Here is a 19,860-nt window from a genome sequence, read left to right on the forward strand (position 1 = left end):
AAACGCCCCCAAATATTATTTTCTTTTTCCGCCTACTACTCTTGTAACTTTTCTATTAATTACAGGCACTGAAAGAGCAATGGCAACTATTATAGCAGTAAGAAGTTTTAAATCTGTAGCCTTTAATCCCAATTGAAGAACTATAGCTATTATTATTCTGTATATTATAGAACCCATTACAACAGAAGCCAATTTGTACCAAAATGAGAATCTATTACCGAATACAACCTCCCCTATTATAACAGAGGCAAGCCCTATAACTATAGTACCAGTTCCCATACCTACATCAGCATATCCCTGACTTTGAGTAACCAAAGCACCGGATAAAGCAACCAAAGCATTTGATATCATAAGTCCTATTATTTTCATAACATTAGTATCAACGCCTAATGCCCTAATCATTCTCTCATTATTACCTGTAGCTCTTATAGCACAACCCATTTCTGTACCAAAAAACCAATACATCAAAGCTATTATTATTACAGAGAATATAAATCCTACAAGCAAATCTGATAATACTTTACTCAATGAAAGCATATTTTGAATAATAGTTAAAGAAGTATCCATTCCTAAAAGCGGTATATTGGGTCTGTTGCCCATAACTCTAATATTAATAGAATATAATGCAATCATTGTAAGAATTCCAGCCAATATTCCAGGTATCTGCAATTTAGTATTTAAAAAGCCTGTTACAAATCCAGCCAAAGAACCTGCCAAAAAAGCAAAAAACAAAGTTATAAAAGGATTCATACCATTAGATATAAGTATAGCACTTACTGCACCGCCTAAAGCAAAACTTCCATCAACAGTCAAATCCGGAAAATCCAAAACCTTAAATGTAATATAAACCCCAAGAGTCATTATTCCCCAAATGATCCCCTGAGATGCTGCACCTTCTATTGCTAAAAAAATCCCTTCCATTATACAAACCTCTATTATTGCTGATTTCAATATGTGATAATTATTACAATAAAAATTGGGGGTAGAATCCTTATTAAATATTAAAGATTCTCCCTCAATTCTTATATTTTATTTAATTTTAATATTTATTACTTATTATATAATGATTCTGGTATTGTTATTCCAATGCTATTAACCATATTAGTATTAACTACCAAATCAAAAGTTTTTAATGTTTCTATAGGCATAGTTGCAGGCTTTTTTTCTCCTTTTAATATAGCAACTGCCTGAGTAGCTGTCAATTTTCCAAGTTCATAATAGCTTATAGCATAAGTAGCAGTACCTCCAAGCATAGTCATACCGCCCTCGCCGCAAACTACAGGAAGTTTAGCAGGTTCAGCAACTAAAGCAACTGTAGCCATACCAGCTGCAATCATATTGTCAGTTGGCGTATAAATAGCTTCAACTTTTCCAACTACACTTTGAACAACCTGCTGTATTTCATTAGCAGATGTTACTGTTGCATCTATATATTTTATTCCCATAGAATCTAATTTCTTTTTTGCTATATCCATTTGGAATACAGAATTCTGTTCGCTTGAACAATATAAAAGTCCTACTGTTTTTAAATTAGGAGTAATTTCATTTAATAATTCTATTTGAGCTTCTACAGGTGTTAAATCAGAAGTACCTGAAACATTTCCTCCGGGTGCATTATTATCAGCAACGAGCTTTGCTGCTGCCGGATCTGTAACTGCTGTAACAAGTATAGGTATATCTTTTGTCATATTTGCAACTGCCTGAGCTGCTGGTGTTGCTATTGCCAAAATCAAATCACTTTTATCATTAACGAACTTTTGTCCTATAGTTACACAGTTAGCCTGTTCGCCTTGAGCATTTTGATAATCTATAATAATATTTTTACCATCTTCATATCCTGCTTCTTTAAGTCCATCAACAAAACCTCTGTATGAAGCGTCTAATGCATCATGTTCTATTAATTGAAGTATTCCGATTTTTAATACTTTATCTCCTGCTGCATTAGAATTAGAACCTCCTGAAGAACAGGAAATAAATATCATTGATGTTATGATAAATAAAGAATATAGATATTTTTTCATAATCAAACTCCTATTTTTAATAGAAAAAATTTTTTAAGAAACTATATACAGTAATTATACTACATATAATAATAATGTCAATTAATAATTATCATATTATTAATATATCAAAATAGTTTTTGAAAAATAAAATATAGTTATTATATAGGATTTTATTGAAGTATATAAGATAATTTTTGTAACATAAATATCTAGTCTATATTAAATGTATTAATAATATTTTTAATCTTTACATATAAAGTTACTTGATATAATATAGTTTAAATATATAAAAATGGAATCTTTATTAAATAGCTTTTAATTAAAAATTTAGATATATGAATATAATAGTACAAAATATCTTGCGACTATATATTGGGATAATCAAACAGGAATAGGAATGACAGCCCGTTACAGACTTGTAATAATAGATGAAAACAGTACCGAACAGGCTTGGTATGGCGGAAGTGATGAAACTGTTCAACCTGATGAAAATACTATTTGTACTAAATATGGTTTTGTTTTCGGATACATTCAAAATTATTAATAAAAACTAGAAAATATATTAAGGAGCGGTATATAAAGCTGTTCCTTTTTTATTGAAACTAAATCATTTTTTTATATACAAAAATATAATTATTACATTTTATTAAACAATACGTTTTTTATATATACAAAAATAAAAACAATTCATTTTTTGAAAATTATATCATATTTTTATATTTAGATAATAAAAATGACTTGATATAAAAAGTCTTATTTTATATAATATAGTTAAAATATATGGGAATGAGGGTGAAAATCCTTCGCTGGCACGCAACCGTAAAGCTTAGTTTTATAAAATTACTAACGAAGTCGGATACCATTAACATAGGCGAGTGCACTACTAAAAAATCCTGCACTCCTTTATTAAAATTGCTATCAATTAAAAATTTAAATAAAGGAGCATTATTTATGCAAAAACAAATCAAAATTTTATTAACAATTTTAATGGCTTTAGCCTTAGCAGTATCATGTGCTAAAAACAACCCAAACAATCCAACAGAAGACCCAAATACACCTCCAGATAATGAATGGGTAAATAACCCTAATTTTACTAAATTACAGCAAAAATGGAAGTATGATAATTATAATGGAGGATATGATATTACAGCTGATAAAGTAGACGATTGGGCAGAAACTGCAGTTAATTATTCTGTTTCCATAAAATATATTAAGTGGATTAGCGATACTGCAGGTATAATATATGGACAATATACTAGTGAACCATATTGGGCACCTGGTGTAAAAGGTAAATACTATGCATTCGCTTTTCTAAATTTAACAGAAACAACTATAGAAATTTCTGGAGCTTCTGGCGATGGTAATTATACTGATACTTTGACAGAAGCTATTTCAAAATTTACTGTTGATAATAGCGGTAAAGGTCCATATTTTGGTGTTTATTCAAAGTGCATAGTAACAAAATAAATTAAGCTTTTCAGAGGTTTTTTATGAAAATAAAAAAATCATATTTATTAATCATAATATTTTCATTAATAGTATCATGTTCCAATCCTGCAACTAATCCTGATAACAATAATAATGAAAATACTCAATCATCTGTAAAAGCAGTAACTTCAGGAATATATGCCATACAATATGGCAGTAAAACTTCTGAAATTGATGTAACTGATAAAGCTAATTTACAAAATTTATGGTTCAATTTAGTAAACGGACAAACTGTTTATAAAGCAAATGATTACAAAGTTATAGCTGGAAACTTCGACAATAATGCTAATTATTATGACAGTGCTGATAAAGCAAATATCAGAACAAAATTTATAGAGTGCGGAGTATATGAATATAATAGTAAAAAATATCTTGCTGCTATATATTGGGATAATGAAACAGGTGTAGGAAAGGAAATACGTTACAGACTGATCATAGTAGATGAAAACGGTGCTGAACAGGCTTGGTATGGCGGCGGAAGTGATGAGAATGTTAAACCAGATGAAAATACTCAATGGGTTAAATATGGTTTTGTTTTCGGATATATAAAAAATTATTAATTTATTAAAACTTTATAAATAAAGGAGCGGTCAAAAGCCGTTCCTTTTCATATAAAATAATACAAATACTTCTATATAAAAAATGAAAAAACTAAATATTTACTTCACAGCATTATTTATTATAACAGCAATATTTTTTAATCATCAAAACATCAATGCACAAACTTACCTTATAAGAGAACTTAAAGGCGGTATTTGGGTTACTTCTCAAGTTGAAATTACTAATGCAGTTCAGACTAATCAAACCAATAATGCAGCTGCTCCAAATATTCCTAAAACTCCTATAAAAATTAATAATAATGTAATAACATCTGAAGAAATTGAAAGAAGAGGATATAAAAATGCTCAGGAAGTATTAGCCAATCAGCCCGGATTCGTCAATAAAGGTTCTTATATGGGTAATGAAACAGTTGAACCTGCAGGCGGAAGTGCCGACAACATGAAAATATATGTTAATGGCGTGCTTATGAATACAGCTAAAGGAAATGCTGATGCAGGTGTTGATTTAAGAAGAATACCTTCAAACTTGATAGAAAAAATTGAAATTATAGGAAACTCTATTTATATAACTACTAAAACACCAGTAGAAGATATTTTATTAATATCATTGGGTTATGGTGCATATAATACTATTACGCCATCAATACTCTTCTCTAAAAATTTTGACAACAAACATATTGTAACTTTTACAGCAGATTCTTATTATACTGACGGAGATTATTATTATGATTTCTCAAACCAAGCAGGAAAACCTATAATAGGATATCTTAATGATAATAAACAACTTATTATAAACTCATCATTAGATTATAGATATAATTTTGAAAATAAAGATTATTTAAGGGCTTTTGTTAATATATCATATTCGGATGCAGTATCAAAATATAAATTACCTCCGGACAATACAACCGATTCATGGTTTAAATTTACCACATTAACATCATCTATATCATATAATGGATTTTCTGATATACTTGATTACAATGTAAATTTATCTTATGTATTTGATTCTTTTGTAGACAGACCATATTATCAATATGGAAAACCTATTTCAGACTATCAATCACATGGCATATCTTTAAATGCTAATATTTCAAGAATGGACGAGCTTTTACCAAATACAATAACATTATATAATAAATTAACGCCTGAATATAGATATGATTTTTTAATGGAAGATAAAAACGCAGTAGAAACAAATTATAATTTCATACCTCAAAGACATTCTTTATCATTATTATATGAACCTCAATTATCATTTGGTTATTGGGATAATAATACACCGATATTTTCATTACTTCCAAGTATTAAATATGAATTTCAGCATGAAGATTTTGAAAATAACAGGAATAATAATTATTTAGCATATACTGTTGGATTTAACTTAAACTTTTATAAAGGATACAGTTTATATTTTTCATATTCTCATGATTATTCTGTACCTACATTCAATGATTTATTTTATAATAATTTTGGAAACCCAAATTTAAAACCTGAAGAGTACAATCAAATATATACTAAACTTACTTTAGAACCGATAACTAATTTAAAAATAGAAACATCTTATGCCTACACAGTATATACAAATAAAATAGTTTGGTATTCAACAATTCCTCAAAATGTAGACTCAGCTATCTCTCATATAGTTACGCCAAGTATAGAATATAGTATACCTTTTGCCCAGTATCATAAAATAAAAACAAAAATAGGTTATTCTTATCAGCTTGCATATATGGGTAAAGATAAACTGCCAAAAATAGGTTTGCCGGAGCATGTAGTTACTGCATTATTAGGTTATGACTTTGTACCAAAAAATAAAGTATTAAGTTCATTATCGTTAAATATTTACTATACCTACTCTACTCCAAGACCTTTATCTGAATATAAGCCTATATATTATTCAGAAGTTTTTCATGATTTCAATATATCATTCTATTCTATATGGTTTGAGCATTTGATATTTTCTATGCATTTTAAAAATATTTTAAATAGAACTCCTATTCTATCTACATACTCCATTGCTAAGCCATTTACTTGGGAATTTGAGATTGGATATAATTTTTAGTAAAAATAAAAGAATGAATAAAATATTTATTCTTAATAAAATGAAACATTCATAATTTTTTGTTTTATATCAAACATATTGCTCAAAAATATGAAACAAATTTAGTATTTTAATAATATTCTATTGACTTTTATGTACATACCTATATACTTAATATTAGTAGAGCTCCAATAAATGTTCTGCCTATATGCTGTAATAGGAGTTATCAATGATAGAATTCATATTAAATACAAAAATAATATCTGGTCATAACGCTTTATTAGAATTAGACTTTTCAAAATTTAAAAGAGTTTCTATTTTTACAGATAATAATATGCTTAAAATTGGAGCTTGTGATTCAACTATAGAATTAATGAAAAAAAATAATATTGATTATGAAATTTTTTCGGATATAGAACCTGATCCTAGCTTTGAAATAGTTATAAAATGCTTGAGTAAAATTTTAACATTTGAATCTGATACTATAATAGCCATAGGAGGCGGTTCTGTAATAGACACTGCTAAATCTGTTATATATTTTGCTTTGGAAATAAATAAAAGAATGCCAAGCGGTTTAAAAAAGCCTTTTTTCATAGCAGTTCCAACTACAAGCGGTACAGGTTCTGAAGTTACTTCATATGCTGTAATCACTGATAAAGAAAATCATCAGAAAGTTCCTCTGCTTTCAAATAAAATGCTTCCTGATATAGCTTTATTAGATTCTCAATTTACTTTGACTGTACCTCCTAGAATAACCGCTGAAACAGGAATGGATGTTATGACTCATGCCTTTGAGTCTTATGTATCTGTTAATTCAAGCCCATTTACTATGCCTTATAGTGAATATGCTATAATAGGTGTTTTTAATAATATTTCAAAAGCCGTTCATGATGGAAAAGATGTTAAAGCTAGAATAGCTATGCATGAACTATCTTGTACTGCAGGAATAGCTTTTAATAATGCAGGCTTAGGTTTAATACATGCTATGGCTCATGCTTTAGGAGGAAGATTCAGGCAGCCTCATGGAAGAGCCAATGCTATATTAATGCCTTATGTTATAGAATATAATGCTAAGCACTGTAAAAAATCTGCTGCTAAATATGCAAAAATTATAAGCCTATTAAATGTTAAAAATATAGATGATGATATCACTGCAAGTAAAATATTAAAAGCTCTTATTTTAGAATTAAATAAAACAATAGGAATAAATGAAAAAATAACAGACTATGGCGTAGATAAAACAGAATTTGAAAATGCAATAGATGAAATGGCTTCACATGCTCTTAAAGATGTATGTATATTAACTAATCCTGTTAAGCCTAGTTTGGAAGATGTAAAAAATCTATATAGAAATCTTATTTAAAAAATAATTATAATTTATTGATTTTATGGTATTTTCTATATATAAAAATTATTTATTTTAATTTTAATAAAAAATATTTTGCAATTTTAATTTACTTTAGTATAATCTTTTATATATAAAAAATATAATGAGTTTCTTATGTTAAAAGATATATCTAATTATATAAAATATAGAATTGACAGAATGCTTAATAAAGGGCTTTTCTATCAATTAATGCTTTTAGTATTCGCAATTATAATTCTGCTTTTAATAGTATCAATATTTATAATAGTATTTTTTCAGTATCCGCCTAAAGATGCATTTTGGGATAGTTTGATGCAGTTTATAGATACTGGAAATATATCATCTGTTGAAGGAAATACCGGTATTGTTATAACTTTTTTAATGGTAACTTTTGTAGGGGTATGTGGTTGGGGTTCTCTTATAGCTATGATTAATAAGGCTTTGCAAGATAGAATAAATAATCTAAGCAAAGGCAATGCATTTATAATGGAAAAAAATCATGCCATTATTTTAGGATACGGTGAAGAAGCTCTCACTATAATAGAAGAATTCATTAAAGCCAAAGTAAAAACTATTGTAATATTATCTGAACATAATGTTGATGTAATAAGAAAAAGAGTTTCATTTATAAAAGGATATAAAAAAACTAATATAATAATAAGAGAAGGAACTACAAGCAGAATAGAAAATATAAAACTATTAAATATATCAAAATCATCAAGCATATCAATAATTAATAATGATGATACAGAATCACTAAATATATTATTAGCTCTAAAAAAGATTATAGAAGAAATTGAAGAAAATAAAATTGAAAACAAAATTAATATATGTGTATTAGTTCATGAAGAGGATACTATTGAAATAATAAAATCTATTGAAAATAAAAACTTTGTTATTCATGTAATTTATAAATATGAAATTCTTTATAAACTTATAGCACAAAGCATAATTTATACAGGACTAAGCAATGTTTATGAGGATTTATTTTCTAATGACGGAAATGTCTTTTATATAGAAAATGATCATGATTTTGATAATTGGAAATTTGAAGATGCTGCTTCAAAATATTTTGATAAGGGCATGATATTACTTGGAATAACAAAGGAAGATAAAAGTCAAATTTTAATACCTAATTATGATTATATAATAAAAAAAGAAAACAGACTAATAATATTATCAAAAAACAATTATGATAATACTATAAAAGAATATCCTGATATAAAACCTAATATTATTAAATATAAAAACAATATTCTATTAATATGTGAAGAAAAAAAATATAATGAAATAATAAAAGAAATTTCAGAATATATAGAAAATAATAATATCACTATGTTAAGTTATGATTTGATAAAATCTCAAAAGAACAAATATAAATTCATGCTAGAAAAACTAAAAAAAGAAAATACAACAAAAATAGTATTAATATCAGAGGATAATATCACAGATGTAAAAAGTATTAATATACTTTTAATAATAAGAGAAATAATAAAAAAAGAAAAATTAAATATAGCAATATTATCATTATTAAATTCTATACAAAAGAGAAATTTAATATATTCAGATGATGTAAGAGACTTTATAGTAAGCGGTAAACTTATAGGTATGCTTATGGCTCAGGCTTCTATAAGTTCAAATATACTATATATTTTCTATGGTCTTCTAAGCAGAAATGGAAAAGATATCATAATGTCTCCATATTCTGATTATTTCAATGAATCAAGAACTTTTAAAGATGTATATTTTACTCTATTAAAGAAAAAGATAATCTTAATAGGTATTAAAAGATACAATGATATTATTTTAAATCCTAATTCCGAATGTATGCTTGATAATAAAGATGAAATTGTAATTATAACAAACTATATATTAGAAGAAGAAAATGAAGAATTAATTTTTTAATATATTTTACTATAATAACATTATTCTAAAAGTTTTATTATATTATTATAATTGTTCATCTTAGCATAATATAGTGCATCATTTCCATGTTTATTTACTATAGATTTATCTGCATTTGCTTTTATTAACAGTTCTACAACTTTTACATGCCCTTCCATACATGCTAATATAAGAGCAGTATTTCCTACATCATCTTGTATATTAACATTAATATTTTTAGCAATTATTTTTTCTATAACATCTTCATCTCCGAATATTGCGGCATCTAAAAATGTTTCTTCATCTTGATTCAATGGATAAAGTTTATTAAATGATATAAAAGTCAAAGCAATAATCATTAATGGTATGAGTATAATATTTTTCATTATGAATATCCTCCTCTTTTATTATCGGAGAAAAATTATTTATAGTTAAAATAATAAAACCATTCTCAAATAATATTTAAGAATGGCTTTATGACCGATGTGGAGGTTATGGGGATCGAACCCACGACCTACTGCGTGCAAGGCAGTCGCTCTCCCAAACTGAGCTAAACCCCCGATTATATAATAACAAAGAACCTGAGCGTGTGGGCCTGGGAGGAATTGAACCACCGACCTTTCGATTATCAGTCGAACGCTCTAGCCATCTGAGCTACAGGCCCTTTAATTTATTTATCAACGATATGTATTAGATTATAGCACACTTTAAAAAAATAGCAAGTGCTTTTTTTAATTTTTTATATAATTTTTATATAAATTAATAAAACTTTATAAAATATATTGTAAAAAAACGCTTTATATTATACTATAAATATATGACTAATAAAAATAATTTTTTTTCTAGAGATAATAATTCTTTAACACATAATAAAATTTTCGTTATTGGCGGAGAAATCCTATTAATTACCATAGTATTTACTGCCTTTTTTTATTTTTGCTATTTGATTAGAGATATAATAAACCCTATTATATTATTTCTTATACTTATAGCAGCCCTAATACCTTTTTGGAAATATATATGGGCTAAAACCTCAATAGTATTAATATTAGCCCTATTTACATTATGGGTCATTAAAGAGGCTGGATATTTGGTTGCACCATTCATTTGGGGTATATTCATTGCATATATGTTTGATCCTTTAATAACAAAGATGCAGAAAAAAATTCCTAGAATAGTAGGCGTATTGTTAATATATATACCATTATTAATATTAGCTATAATATTCGTTATATTTATACTTCCTAGAACTATAGAACAAGTTGAGATAATATTCAAAACATTACCGCAATATGTAGACAAAATATACAGTTCCATATCTGATATGCTTATAACATTATCAGAAAAATTAAATAGAACTGTAGGAAAAAGTTTTGATATCAATTTAGAAATAGATTCAAAAGCTATAAATGATTTTTTATTTGGAAATAGCGGTGTTATAACATTAATGTACAGAAAAATTATAGATTTTAGATTTCAAAATATTAACAGCATAACAACAATATTTAGTATAATATTTTCATATTTTGTAATACTTCCATTTGTTACTTTTTATTTAATGCTGGACTTTCAAAATATTAAAGAAAGAATCATTAAAATAATTCCTATGAGATGGCAAAGCTCTGTAAGTAATATAATAAAAAATTCAAATTATATTATAAATAGTTATGTTGTTGGAATGACTATATTAGCAGTATCATTTTTTATAATAAGTTATATAATGCTATCTGTAACAAATACTAAATATGCTTTTATATTAGCTTTACTAAGAGGATTATTAAATTACATACCATTTATAGGACCATTTGCTGCATTTCTATCAGCATTATTTATAGGTATAATTACAGAACCTGTATGGTGGCATGGTGCTTTAAAAATGTGTATAATATATGGTATTATACAAATATTGGATTCAGGAATAATGGCTCCTAAGATATTAGGAAAATCAGTAAAGATACACCCTATAGCTGTTATGTTCAGTACTATTATAGGAGGAGTGCTTTTTGGCTTCTTGGGTGTATTATTTGCTGTTCCTTTCTGCGGAATTATTATTATAACTATAAAAAACTTTTTTAATAAATATTATCATTCAAAATTTTATACTTTAACGAAAAGAGGCGAATAAATGTTAGTTTACTTAGTACCTATATTTATAATACTTCCATTATTTCTAATGGCTATTATGATATTTTTACCAACTTTTATAGGAAAGAGAATACCTCCTGCATTCTCAAAAGAAAAAACTCAAATATTTAATATTAAAAGAAATGAATTATATAATTTGCTTATAGATTATGAAAACTACCCTGTTTGGTTAAAATATATATCAATAGTTCGCACTGAAAAACTAGATAACGATAAAATAAAAATAATGCAGACATATTCAAATAGAAGAACATATCAGGAATTAATAGAAGTAAGAAGAATAGAGAACAGCGAAATATCTATGGTAAAAACAGAAAATGAATTTACGGCTTTATGGACATATATATTAGAAGATGCAGAAAATGACAGAACAAGACTCACAATAAAAGAAACTATGTATGTATATCATCCATATTTGAGATTCATGCTTAAATATGTACTTATAGATGAAAATGGTAAAAATGACTTTTTCAGAAGAGTAAGAAGTTTTATAAACAAAAAATAAATAATAATTTTTAAATACTGTAATTAAAATATAAAAAGCGAGTCGTAGCTAGCTAGTGAGTTTAATCACTAGCTTATTTTATATTAGATGGGCAATAATAATAAAAAATTATTATTTTGGATTAATAATTCTTAAAAATTTAGTATAAAAAGGAGTAGAGAAAGTTATAGCATCTCCCTTAAACACAGATACAATCTCACCGCTTTTAGCCTCAATTTTTCTTCCTTCATAATTAATAATAAGAGTTCCTTCCAAAACAAAATAAATTTCATCATATCCAAGAACACATTGCATATCTGTATTATCCAATTCCATTAACAAGCATTTTAAATGACATCTCTCATACTCATTAAAAACATCAGTTACATAAGAATTATCTTCGTATTTCTTTTTATTAGAATCTATATCAGAGATTGATTTTTTCACTAATGTTTTTTTATGTGTATTTGAATCATCCAATTTATATCCTGAAGCAGTACCTGTATTCAACAAATCGCAAACAACTTTATTTACAATAGATTCAATATTTTTCATATCTTCCATAATAGTAAAAACTCCTTTAATAATTAAGGTATGATACTCCATATATCATTATGAGGCCTAGCAATGATAGTATGTCTGCATTTAGCATTTAACTTTTCTACAGCCATTTCAGCACTTTTTATAGCCTCTTTAATGTTAGATATACTGCCTGCTATAATGATAACAACTATTCCAGCACCTATAAGCTCTTTATCTATAACTATCACATTAGATGCATTTAACAAAGTATCCAAAGCACTAATTGTGGCAATATATCCTGTAGTCTCTATTATTCCAATAGATAAATTTAAATTTTCCATTAAAAATTTTTATGAATTAATCCTCTTTAATACTTCAACTATAACATTTTTATAATCTTCTCATCTGTTATATTACATTTATTCACCAAAATTTTTATTGTCTGCTTAACTATTTCAGTAGTATCATTATTGTTAGAAACTTCACTGCCGCAACTGCAAGCACAATTTTCATCACCATATACTATTTTTATTCTTTTTGATCTTATAATATCCATAGCACTAGGAGTAAAAATAACATTAGAAGGTACATATATAGTATCAGAATTGCAATTTATAAGTTCATAAACATTCTGAGTATTGTAAACTATTTTATTTTTATTCATAATAATCACTCCCAAAAATTATAAAATAGAATTATATAATTCATCTATAGGCGAAGGCAATATACAATAATCAACTATGAGACCTTCATCTTCAGCTTTTCTCATTCCAGCTTTAACAGCTTCTTCAACAGCACTTACCTTACCTGTCAAAGTAATATAAGATTTTCCTCCTATAGCAAAACCAAGCCTTACATTAACAAGAGAAACATCACTAGCCTTAGCAGCATCATCAGCACCCTGTATGGCTGAAGCTATAGAAAAATATTCTATAACACCAATAGCCTCTCTAGGAAAATCAGATAAAGTACCATTAATAGCCTCTATTACAGTTTCATGAATATTAGCTATAACAAAAGAATTAATAACTGAAACGCCGCCTATTTCAACACCAGCTCTTTTAGATGATTCTACAGCTCCCACATCTCCGCTGAATATAACAATATATTTTCCAGGACATACAGAGTGTGATCTTAAAATTTTAACATTGGCAGCTTTACCTATATGATCCGTAACTAATATACCTCTAGCTATGCTATTTAATTCTATCATTCCTATAGACTTCATTTAACATTCTCCCCATTTATAACTATTTTTTCAGTATCAACTGACTCTACAATACCATTTATACTAGAATGTATATTAGCCCCAACTTTATCAATTGGTACTGCAGCTATAATTTGTCCCTCACTAACTGAATCACCCACCTTTACAACAGCCTCGGCAGGCATTCCTATATGCTGTCTTAATTCTATAGATACCTTTGAAACATTTATTTCTTTAGGATTATCCATATCTACTTCGACATGAGAATATTTATCCAATCCCAAGATAGTAGTCAATCTATTTGTTGATACTCTCCTATATTCTATAGAAGGATGAACTCCATAATCTTTTACATTCCTATCAGGTTTAATATTAGCTTTTCTCAAAAGAGATTTAACATATATATTCATATTTGAAGGATTTATACCCATAGGACAAGAATAAAGCTCACATATTCCACATTCGCAGCAGAAATTTGCTTCTTTAAGTTTATCTAAAGTCTGCTCACTATTATTTTCTATATTCTCCAAATCGGCAAAAGCAACAGAACGCATAACTAAATGAGGATGAATTTTATGACCTATTAAATTTCTAGGACATAATTCAGAACATGCACTGCATTGTATACAAGAACATTTTGCCATAGCCACAATTTTAGAATAATTTACTTTTTTCTTTTTCACTAAATAATGATCTTCATCAATAACTATCAAAGCACCTGTTGTTTTTTTGACAGAAAGATTACTTGTTTCAGTTATATGATAATATCTTCCCATCATAGGACCGCCTACTATCACATATTTATTATCATCTTTTACATTTGCCTGATAAAGTATCTCTCTTAAATTTGCTCCTATAGGTACTTTAACAATACAAGGATTTTCAACCTCGCCTAATATTGACATATATTTTGAAGTTACAGGTTTATCGTTTAAGCTGTCATAAATATTACATAAAGTAGCAACATTAAATACAACGCATCCAACCTCTAAAGGTATACCGCCTGCTTTAATAACTCTTTTAGTGATATTATATACCAAAGTTTGTTCATCACCTAAAGGATAGAAACTTTTAAAAGCCTTTATTTCTATATGAGCATTTTCTTTTTTAATAGCTTCCTCTAAAGCCTCTATCTGTTTTACATACTTTTTCTTTGTGCCTATGATTATATGCTCTGCAGATACTTCTTTACCTATGATAGCAAGAGCTTTAACTATCTTTTCAGCATATTTAAGCATAAGAAATTGATCCGTTTTTAAAAGCGGTTCGCATTCAGCTGCATTAGCTATCAAATATTCTACTTTTTCCGGTAGTTTTATATGTGATGGGAAACCAGCTCCGCCAGCACCTACAATACCGGCATTATATATTTTTTCTTTTAAGCTCATATATAAACCTTCATTTTTTAATTTATTTAAATCTACCTGATCAACTATACCAACTATAACTGCATCTATAGGCAGCATGTTCTTATCACCCTGAGCATTTCTAGCACCGCTTCCAGAAGTGATAATAACTATATCATCAATACCAGCACCTATATAATCGCAAGCTACAAGAATATTTAATTCCTTATTAGTATCAGGTTCAAAAACTCTTGTTATTAAAAGTTTGCTTCCGGATAAAGCTTCCTCTTTTTTAGTAGCCCATACACTTCCTATTACTTTTGCTAATACCATTAATAATTCCTCTTTATTATTTTTTATTCATATAGAATATTTATTTTATTTTCTTTAATATAGTCCATAACAAGCGGTGTAATAATTGCATTGTTTCCTACTTTGATGCTTGAATAATCATTAACAATATCAATTATGTCGCTTTTAGTAATGACTCTTTTATCTGTAAAGTCACAACAATTTCCTGAACTAACAATATTTTTATCATCATTTTCTTTAACATCTTTTTTAAAATATGACAAAAAATTGTTTTTTTCCAATACAATAAGTCCGTAAGATTTAGCTATATTTTCTAATTCTAATAACTTAGAGAATAATTGACTAGAAGCAGTATTTTTATAATTATCAAATTGTTCATTATTTTTTAATGCTATAACTTTCTTACCGGACAATAAAGCATTAATTATAAAAGAAGTATTTTCATTTTTGTATATGAGATTGGATATACATGATAAAATTTCTGCAGATAAATCATCTATTATGATAGCAGAATAATCATCAATATTAATATCATTTGCAGAAGAAGCAATATTCAAATTATATCCTATACTTTCCAATTCATTTTGAAAACAAAAACCATTAGATAGAACAAATATAGAATCTACACATGTTTTATTTAACTGATTTATTACTTCTAATACAATCTTTTTTAATGTCAAATCGTCCATACTTACTCTGAGTCCTTGTTATTATTTACTAAGCTCATAGCTATACCTAAAGGCGTAACTAAAAACGGATTTTTTGGCTTTATAGTCTGAACATTAGTTTCTTTTTCTATAATACCTTCAAATCCATCTAAACAAACTGTACCGCCTACCAAACATATTAAATCAACATTATAATCTTTTATATGTCTGTTTATTATACTTCCCACTTTCTGTATAACAGGCATAACTATTCTAAATATCTCTTTTGAATTGTTTTTATCTTTCTTTTTATTTTCAGCCTCATTAAAAGGAATTCCATAGTTACCAGCTATAGTAAGAGTAAAATGTGTTCCCCCTGTAGGTTCGTCAGCAGTATATATCATCTTTCCGTCATTAAATATAGCAATACCGGTAGTTCCTCCGCCAACATCAACAACAGCACCATTTTTTATATTTAATATATAATTAGCAGCTTCAGGCTCTTCTATAACATTCAAAACCTCAAAACCTGCACTCTCAGCCACATATCTATGCGTAGCAACCGATTTATCATGAACACCGGGAGGCATAGCAATAGCAGCATTTACAAGCTCAACCCCAAGCCTTTTTTCCAATTTTCCTTTTAATTCTCTAACAATAGAACAAGCTTTTGAATAATCTACAACAAGCCCATCCCTTACAACTTCAGCATATTGCAATTCAGTAGCTATAGGCTTTCCGCTAGAATCAACAACTACCAATACAATATATGCTGTACCTAAATCTACACCTACATATAATTTATCATTTATGTTAAAATCATTTACTTTTTCTATACACTCAGTAGTTTCATCTATAAGTGAATTAACATGTTCAAATGAAAAACTCATAAAATGATTTCTCCATAACCCTGACTAAGCAATCCGCATGCATTAGCCTCATCAAAATCTATATGCATAGCAGGCATAAATTGATCATTTACTCTTGCAACAACCTCATCAAATATTAAAGATCTAATACCATAAACTTTCACTTTAACTATCTGACCATTTTCTATATTCCACTCTTCAGCATCTTTCGTTCTTAAATGAATATGTCTCTTAGCAATTATAACAGAATTTTTAGCTTCTATGCGTCCCTTCTCACCAACAATAACTATACTTCCTGCACCTTGAAGATATCCGGATTCATTAATAGTAATATCTTTAACACCTAAAGCCCTAGCATCAGACAAAGACAATTCAACTTGAGTATTTTTTCTAGTAGGTCCCAATATAGCAACATTACGCATTTCAGACTTTGGCCCTACAAGTTTAACTCTCTCACCACTTAAATACTGTCCAGGCTGAGAAAGCTCTCTTTTAGGCGTCAAAGAATAATCAACTCCAAATAATGTTTCTAAATCCTTTTGAGACAAATGAACATGTCTTGCTGATATCTCTACTTTTATAATCTTTCTCTTATTTATTTCATATTTAATTGAATCAGATATATTGTTAATTAAAAGCGATTGTTCATTCATTTAGTCACATCCTTACCAGTATATGCCATTAACATCAATATATAAATAGCACTGCTCATACGATTTAATAATTTAATGAGATCTTCTCTTTCATTTTTCAAAGCATTATAGGCTATTAATTCTGCTTCTCTAACAGCCGTTCTTATTAAATTAAGTTTTATAACAGTGTACGGCATATTATAATTAACAAATATATGATCACAACCAAAATACTCTTTAGGATGATGAGATATTTTTCTAATCTCTTCCTCTGTCAATCCAAATATAGTATCAAATTCCAAACCTTTATTTGAAACCTCAGAGTATAATATTGTATGAATAAGTTTCTGATATTTTTTCAAATACTCTAATAACTTATCTTCATGCCTTTCTTTAAACTCGTATTGTATATCTACTATTAAAGCAAGCATGCTGTCTAATTTTCCCCTAAACATTATTCTAGGGTGATTCTTTTCTACTAATACATTATTATACAAATGAGTATAATTCTCAGGTTTAGTATCTAATCTCTTATTTGTTTCATAATCTACATAGTAGCCCATATTTTCTATTTCTCTTATACCATAAGATTTAGGACTTGATGTAGAACTTCCAATATTAAGATTATGATTCTTAGATACTATTTTTAGTTCTATTTTGCGGGAAGCCAAATATTCTTTAGCAGAAGGCGTAACAAAAACTCCTTCCTCTATAAAATATTCTGATACATCTTTATTGAGTATTTCACTTCTCAGCATTTGTTCTGTCAAAACTTTCATAAATAAACCTATACATTATTTGTTTATATTATTCTTGTTTATCACTATTATTAGCAGGAGGATTATTAGGAAGCAAAGATTCAACTTCTTCATGAGGTCTTGGTATTACATGAACGCTTATTAATTCTCCTACTTTAGCGGCGGCTGCTGCTCCGGCATCTGTTGCGGCTTTTACTGCTCCTACATCTCCTCTTACCATAATTGTTACTAATCCGCCGCCTACTAATGTTTTTCCTACTAGATTAACATTAGCTGCTTTTACCATAGCATCGGCTGCCTCTACTGCTGATACTAAACCTTTAGTTTCTATCATACCTAAAGCCATAGAACTTGCCATAATTATTGCCTCCTAATATAATTATTTATTTTATAATACCTTCAACTTCTTCATGAGGTCTTGGTATTACATGAACACTTATTAACTCTCCTACTTTAGCGGCGGCGGCTGCTCCGGCATCTGTTGCGGCTTTTACTGCTCCTACATCTCCTCTTACCATAATTGTTACTAGTCCGCCGCCTACTAATGTTTTTCCTACTAGATTAACATTAGCTGCTTTTACCATAGCGTCTGCTGCCTCTATTGCTGATACCAAACCTTTAGTTTCTATCATACCTAAAGCCATAGAACTTGCCATATTTATTACCTCCTATTTAATTATTTATTTTATAATACCTTCAACTTCTTCATGAGGTCTTGGTATTACATGAACGCTTATTAATTCTCCTACTTTAGCGGCTGCTGCTGCTCCGGCATCTGTTGCGGCTTTTACTGCCCCTACATCGCCTCTTACCATAACAGTTACTAGTCCGCCTCCGATTAATGTTTTTCCTACTAGATTAACATTAGCTGCTTTTACCATAGCGTCTGCTGCCTCTATTGCTGATACCAAACCTTTAGTTTCTATCATACCTAAAGCCATAGAACTTGCCATATTTATTACCTCCAATAATTTTTATTATTTTATTGATTATCGTTCTTTTTCTTTTTTCTTGTTTTTTTCTTTGAAACATTTTCATTAGAATCTGCTTCATTATCTGTTTTTTTATTAACATCTTCATCAAAAAGTGATGCATCTTCAGCATTGCTGTCTGATGAAGTGTTATCTACATTTTCATTAATTATTTCTGTATTGCTTTCTGATTGCTTATTTTCTTCTATTTCTTTTTCTTCAGTTTGTTTTTCTTCTGATTCTTTATATTCAGTATTATTTTCTTCGTTCTCTTTTATTTCTTTATTGCCATCTTCAACTGTATTATTATTGTCAGAAGATGCATAAGCAAAAAGAGTATCAAGAACTTGTTTATCCAATCTGGCTATAACATTACTGCCTAAAACCTTTCCAACTTTCTCAGCAGCGGCAACTCCGCAGTCAACAGCAACTTTAACAGCGGAAACATCTCCAAAAAATGAGATAGCAATTCTACCGCTTCCAACATGCACCATAGAAGGCAAAATTATATTACTAGCCTTATTTGCTGCATCTAAAGCCTCAATAGCAGCTGTATGACCATGAGTTTCTATCATACCTAAAGCATATTCCATAATAATTAATTTCCTCTTATATTTAAGTA

Annotated in this window: 24 protein-coding genes and 2 tRNA genes; 8 read left to right on the forward strand and 18 right to left on the reverse strand. The window is 28.2% G+C overall.

Annotation, left to right across the window (positions count from 1 at the left end):
* Positions 1 to 15 precede the first annotated feature (15 nt).
* Positions 16 to 921, reverse strand: coding sequence for an ABC transporter permease (locus tag BINT_RS07825; RefSeq protein ID WP_014488032.1), 906 nt, complete (start codon positions 919 to 921; stop codon positions 16 to 18).
* Between the two features lie 128 nt (positions 922 to 1,049).
* Entirely contained in the window at positions 1,050 to 2,021 is a 972-nt protein-coding gene (locus tag BINT_RS07830; RefSeq protein WP_014488033.1) for an ABC transporter substrate-binding protein, read from the reverse strand.
* A gap of 379 nt (positions 2,022 to 2,400) precedes the next feature.
* On the opposite strand from BINT_RS07830, the gene BINT_RS14805 reads away from it, so the two are divergent.
* From BINT_RS14805 to BINT_RS07860, 6 genes are all read left to right on the forward strand, one after another.
* The gene (locus BINT_RS14805) at positions 2,401 to 2,547 is read left to right on the forward strand and encodes a hypothetical protein (RefSeq protein ID WP_014488034.1); all 147 of its coding nucleotides are present in this window, start codon (positions 2,401 to 2,403) and stop codon (positions 2,545 to 2,547) included.
* A gap of 407 nt (positions 2,548 to 2,954) precedes the next feature.
* Complete coding sequence (locus BINT_RS07840; protein WP_041177341.1) at positions 2,955 to 3,470, forward strand: hypothetical protein; 516 nt, start codon at positions 2,955 to 2,957, stop codon at positions 3,468 to 3,470.
* A 23-nt stretch (positions 3,471 to 3,493) separates the two neighbouring features.
* A complete protein-coding gene (locus BINT_RS07845; protein ID WP_014488036.1) occupies positions 3,494 to 4,051 on the forward strand; it encodes a hypothetical protein in 558 nt (185 codons plus the stop codon).
* Positions 4,052 to 4,133: 82 nt separating this feature from the next.
* Positions 4,134 to 6,116 carry a TonB-dependent receptor plug domain-containing protein gene (locus BINT_RS07850; protein ID WP_014488037.1) on the forward strand — a complete coding sequence of 661 codons (1,983 nt, stop codon included), beginning with the start codon at positions 4,134 to 4,136 and terminating at the stop codon, positions 6,114 to 6,116.
* Between the two features lie 208 nt (positions 6,117 to 6,324).
* Positions 6,325 to 7,458 carry a 1-propanol dehydrogenase PduQ gene (locus tag BINT_RS07855; RefSeq protein ID WP_014488038.1) on the forward strand — a complete coding sequence of 378 codons (1,134 nt, stop codon included), beginning with the start codon at positions 6,325 to 6,327 and terminating at the stop codon, positions 7,456 to 7,458.
* Positions 7,459 to 7,596: 138 nt separating this feature from the next.
* The gene (locus BINT_RS07860; protein ID WP_014488039.1) at positions 7,597 to 9,366 is read left to right on the forward strand and encodes a CASTOR/POLLUX-related putative ion channel; all 1,770 of its coding nucleotides are present in this window, start codon (positions 7,597 to 7,599) and stop codon (positions 9,364 to 9,366) included.
* Positions 9,367 to 9,386: 20 nt separating this feature from the next.
* On the opposite strand, the gene BINT_RS07865 is transcribed toward BINT_RS07860, so the two are convergent.
* The 3 genes from BINT_RS07865 to BINT_RS07875 all read right to left on the reverse strand — a co-directional run bounded on the left by BINT_RS07865 (position 9,387) and on the right by BINT_RS07875 (position 10,009).
* Entirely contained in the window at positions 9,387 to 9,731 is a 345-nt protein-coding gene (locus BINT_RS07865; RefSeq protein ID WP_014488040.1) for an ankyrin repeat domain-containing protein, read from the reverse strand.
* 100 nt (positions 9,732 to 9,831) lie between these two features.
* Positions 9,832 to 9,905: transfer RNA gene (locus tag BINT_RS07870), tRNA-Ala, on the reverse strand.
* Positions 9,906 to 9,935: 30 nt separating this feature from the next.
* Positions 9,936 to 10,009: transfer RNA gene (locus BINT_RS07875), tRNA-Ile, on the reverse strand.
* A 279-nt stretch (positions 10,010 to 10,288) separates the two neighbouring features.
* On the opposite strand from BINT_RS07875, the gene BINT_RS07880 reads away from it, so the two are divergent.
* Positions 10,289 to 11,470, forward strand: coding sequence for an AI-2E family transporter (locus tag BINT_RS07880; RefSeq protein ID WP_014488041.1), 1,182 nt, complete (start codon positions 10,289 to 10,291; stop codon positions 11,468 to 11,470).
* On the forward strand, positions 11,471 to 11,995 hold the full coding sequence (locus tag BINT_RS07885) for an SRPBCC family protein (protein ID WP_041177343.1): 525 nt from the start codon (positions 11,471 to 11,473) through the stop codon (positions 11,993 to 11,995).
* Between the two features lie 111 nt (positions 11,996 to 12,106).
* On the opposite strand, the gene BINT_RS07890 is transcribed toward BINT_RS07885, so the two are convergent.
* Genes BINT_RS07890 through BINT_RS07950 form a run of 13 tightly spaced genes read right to left on the reverse strand, consistent with a single transcriptional unit; the run spans position 12,107 to position 19,831 of the window.
* Complete coding sequence (locus BINT_RS07890; protein WP_014488043.1) at positions 12,107 to 12,538, reverse strand: cupin domain-containing protein; 432 nt, start codon at positions 12,536 to 12,538, stop codon at positions 12,107 to 12,109.
* A gap of 23 nt (positions 12,539 to 12,561) precedes the next feature.
* Complete coding sequence (locus BINT_RS07895; protein WP_014488044.1) at positions 12,562 to 12,837, reverse strand: BMC domain-containing protein; 276 nt, start codon at positions 12,835 to 12,837, stop codon at positions 12,562 to 12,564.
* Positions 12,838 to 12,875: 38 nt separating this feature from the next.
* Positions 12,876 to 13,160, reverse strand: a complete 285-nt coding sequence (locus BINT_RS07900) for a hypothetical protein (RefSeq protein ID WP_014488045.1) — start codon at positions 13,158 to 13,160, stop codon at positions 12,876 to 12,878.
* Between the two features lie 18 nt (positions 13,161 to 13,178).
* Positions 13,179 to 13,724: a BMC domain-containing protein gene (locus BINT_RS07905; RefSeq protein ID WP_014488046.1), complete on the reverse strand. Its 546-nt coding sequence runs from the start codon at positions 13,722 to 13,724 to the stop codon at positions 13,179 to 13,181.
* A complete protein-coding gene (locus tag BINT_RS07910) occupies positions 13,721 to 15,382 on the reverse strand; it encodes a EutN/CcmL family microcompartment protein (RefSeq protein WP_014488047.1) in 1,662 nt (553 codons plus the stop codon). The genes BINT_RS07905 and BINT_RS07910 overlap by 4 nt, the downstream gene beginning before the upstream one ends.
* Before the next feature lie 23 nt (positions 15,383 to 15,405).
* Positions 15,406 to 16,050: a hypothetical protein gene (locus tag BINT_RS07915; RefSeq protein WP_014488048.1), complete on the reverse strand. Its 645-nt coding sequence runs from the start codon at positions 16,048 to 16,050 to the stop codon at positions 15,406 to 15,408.
* A gap of 2 nt (positions 16,051 to 16,052) precedes the next feature.
* Positions 16,053 to 16,898, reverse strand: a complete 846-nt coding sequence (gene eutJ / locus BINT_RS07920; protein WP_014488049.1) for an ethanolamine utilization protein EutJ — start codon at positions 16,896 to 16,898, stop codon at positions 16,053 to 16,055.
* Positions 16,895 to 17,530, reverse strand: a complete 636-nt coding sequence (gene pduL / locus BINT_RS07925; protein WP_014488050.1) for a phosphate propanoyltransferase — start codon at positions 17,528 to 17,530, stop codon at positions 16,895 to 16,897. Before pduL ends, eutJ begins: the two co-directional genes overlap by 4 nt.
* On the reverse strand, positions 17,527 to 18,288 hold the full coding sequence (locus BINT_RS07930; protein ID WP_014488051.1) for an ethanolamine utilization protein: 762 nt from the start codon (positions 18,286 to 18,288) through the stop codon (positions 17,527 to 17,529). Before BINT_RS07930 ends, pduL begins: the two co-directional genes overlap by 4 nt.
* Before the next feature lie 28 nt (positions 18,289 to 18,316).
* On the reverse strand, positions 18,317 to 18,625 hold the full coding sequence (locus tag BINT_RS07935; protein ID WP_014488052.1) for a BMC domain-containing protein: 309 nt from the start codon (positions 18,623 to 18,625) through the stop codon (positions 18,317 to 18,319).
* A gap of 25 nt (positions 18,626 to 18,650) precedes the next feature.
* Positions 18,651 to 18,923 carry a BMC domain-containing protein gene (locus BINT_RS07940; RefSeq protein ID WP_014488053.1) on the reverse strand — a complete coding sequence of 91 codons (273 nt, stop codon included), beginning with the start codon at positions 18,921 to 18,923 and terminating at the stop codon, positions 18,651 to 18,653.
* A 24-nt stretch (positions 18,924 to 18,947) separates the two neighbouring features.
* Positions 18,948 to 19,220, reverse strand: coding sequence for a BMC domain-containing protein (locus tag BINT_RS07945; protein WP_014488054.1), 273 nt, complete (start codon positions 19,218 to 19,220; stop codon positions 18,948 to 18,950).
* A gap of 29 nt (positions 19,221 to 19,249) precedes the next feature.
* The gene (locus BINT_RS07950; RefSeq protein ID WP_014488055.1) at positions 19,250 to 19,831 is read right to left on the reverse strand and encodes a BMC domain-containing protein; all 582 of its coding nucleotides are present in this window, start codon (positions 19,829 to 19,831) and stop codon (positions 19,250 to 19,252) included.
* Positions 19,832 to 19,860 lie beyond the last annotated feature (29 nt).

The organism is Brachyspira intermedia PWS/A (genome assembly GCF_000223215.1).
GTDB lineage: Bacteria > Spirochaetota > Brachyspiria > Brachyspirales > Brachyspiraceae > Brachyspira > Brachyspira intermedia.

What these genes read in the sequence shown, in the direction of transcription:
- BINT_RS07825 (WP_014488032.1), bottom strand. Translation starts at nt 921, where the DNA reads ATGGAAGGGATTTTTTTAGCAATAGAAGGTGCAGCATCTCAGGGGATC.
- BINT_RS07830 (WP_014488033.1), bottom strand. Translation starts at nt 2,021, where the DNA reads ATGAAAAAATATCTATATTCTTTATTTATCATAACATCAATGATATTT.
- BINT_RS14805 (WP_014488034.1), top strand. Translation starts at nt 2,401, where the DNA reads ATGACAGCCCGTTACAGACTTGTAATAATAGATGAAAACAGTACCGAA.
- BINT_RS07840 (WP_041177341.1), top strand. Translation starts at nt 2,955, where the DNA reads ATGCAAAAACAAATCAAAATTTTATTAACAATTTTAATGGCTTTAGCC.
- BINT_RS07845 (WP_014488036.1), top strand. Translation starts at nt 3,494, where the DNA reads ATGAAAATAAAAAAATCATATTTATTAATCATAATATTTTCATTAATA.
- BINT_RS07850 (WP_014488037.1), top strand. Translation starts at nt 4,134, where the DNA reads ATGAAAAAACTAAATATTTACTTCACAGCATTATTTATTATAACAGCA.
- BINT_RS07855 (WP_014488038.1), top strand. Translation starts at nt 6,325, where the DNA reads ATGATAGAATTCATATTAAATACAAAAATAATATCTGGTCATAACGCT.
- BINT_RS07860 (WP_014488039.1), top strand. Translation starts at nt 7,597, where the DNA reads ATGTTAAAAGATATATCTAATTATATAAAATATAGAATTGACAGAATG.
- BINT_RS07865 (WP_014488040.1), bottom strand. Translation starts at nt 9,731, where the DNA reads ATGAAAAATATTATACTCATACCATTAATGATTATTGCTTTGACTTTT.
- BINT_RS07885 (WP_041177343.1), top strand. Translation starts at nt 11,471, where the DNA reads ATGTTAGTTTACTTAGTACCTATATTTATAATACTTCCATTATTTCTA.
- BINT_RS07890 (WP_014488043.1), bottom strand. Translation starts at nt 12,538, where the DNA reads ATGGAAGATATGAAAAATATTGAATCTATTGTAAATAAAGTTGTTTGC.
- BINT_RS07895 (WP_014488044.1), bottom strand. Translation starts at nt 12,837, where the DNA reads ATGGAAAATTTAAATTTATCTATTGGAATAATAGAGACTACAGGATAT.
- BINT_RS07900 (WP_014488045.1), bottom strand. Translation starts at nt 13,160, where the DNA reads ATGAATAAAAATAAAATAGTTTACAATACTCAGAATGTTTATGAACTT.
- BINT_RS07905 (WP_014488046.1), bottom strand. Translation starts at nt 13,724, where the DNA reads ATGAAGTCTATAGGAATGATAGAATTAAATAGCATAGCTAGAGGTATA.
- BINT_RS07910 (WP_014488047.1), bottom strand. Translation starts at nt 15,382, where the DNA reads ATGGTATTAGCAAAAGTAATAGGAAGTGTATGGGCTACTAAAAAAGAG.
- BINT_RS07915 (WP_014488048.1), bottom strand. Translation starts at nt 16,050, where the DNA reads ATGGACGATTTGACATTAAAAAAGATTGTATTAGAAGTAATAAATCAG.
- eutJ (WP_014488049.1), bottom strand. Translation starts at nt 16,898, where the DNA reads ATGAGTTTTTCATTTGAACATGTTAATTCACTTATAGATGAAACTACT.
- pduL (WP_014488050.1), bottom strand. Translation starts at nt 17,530, where the DNA reads ATGAATGAACAATCGCTTTTAATTAACAATATATCTGATTCAATTAAA.
- BINT_RS07930 (WP_014488051.1), bottom strand. Translation starts at nt 18,288, where the DNA reads ATGAAAGTTTTGACAGAACAAATGCTGAGAAGTGAAATACTCAATAAA.
- BINT_RS07935 (WP_014488052.1), bottom strand. Translation starts at nt 18,625, where the DNA reads ATGGCAAGTTCTATGGCTTTAGGTATGATAGAAACTAAAGGTTTAGTA.
- BINT_RS07940 (WP_014488053.1), bottom strand. Translation starts at nt 18,923, where the DNA reads ATGGCAAGTTCTATGGCTTTAGGTATGATAGAAACTAAAGGTTTGGTA.
- BINT_RS07945 (WP_014488054.1), bottom strand. Translation starts at nt 19,220, where the DNA reads ATGGCAAGTTCTATGGCTTTAGGTATGATAGAAACTAAAGGTTTGGTA.
- BINT_RS07950 (WP_014488055.1), bottom strand. Translation starts at nt 19,831, where the DNA reads ATGGAATATGCTTTAGGTATGATAGAAACTCATGGTCATACAGCTGCT.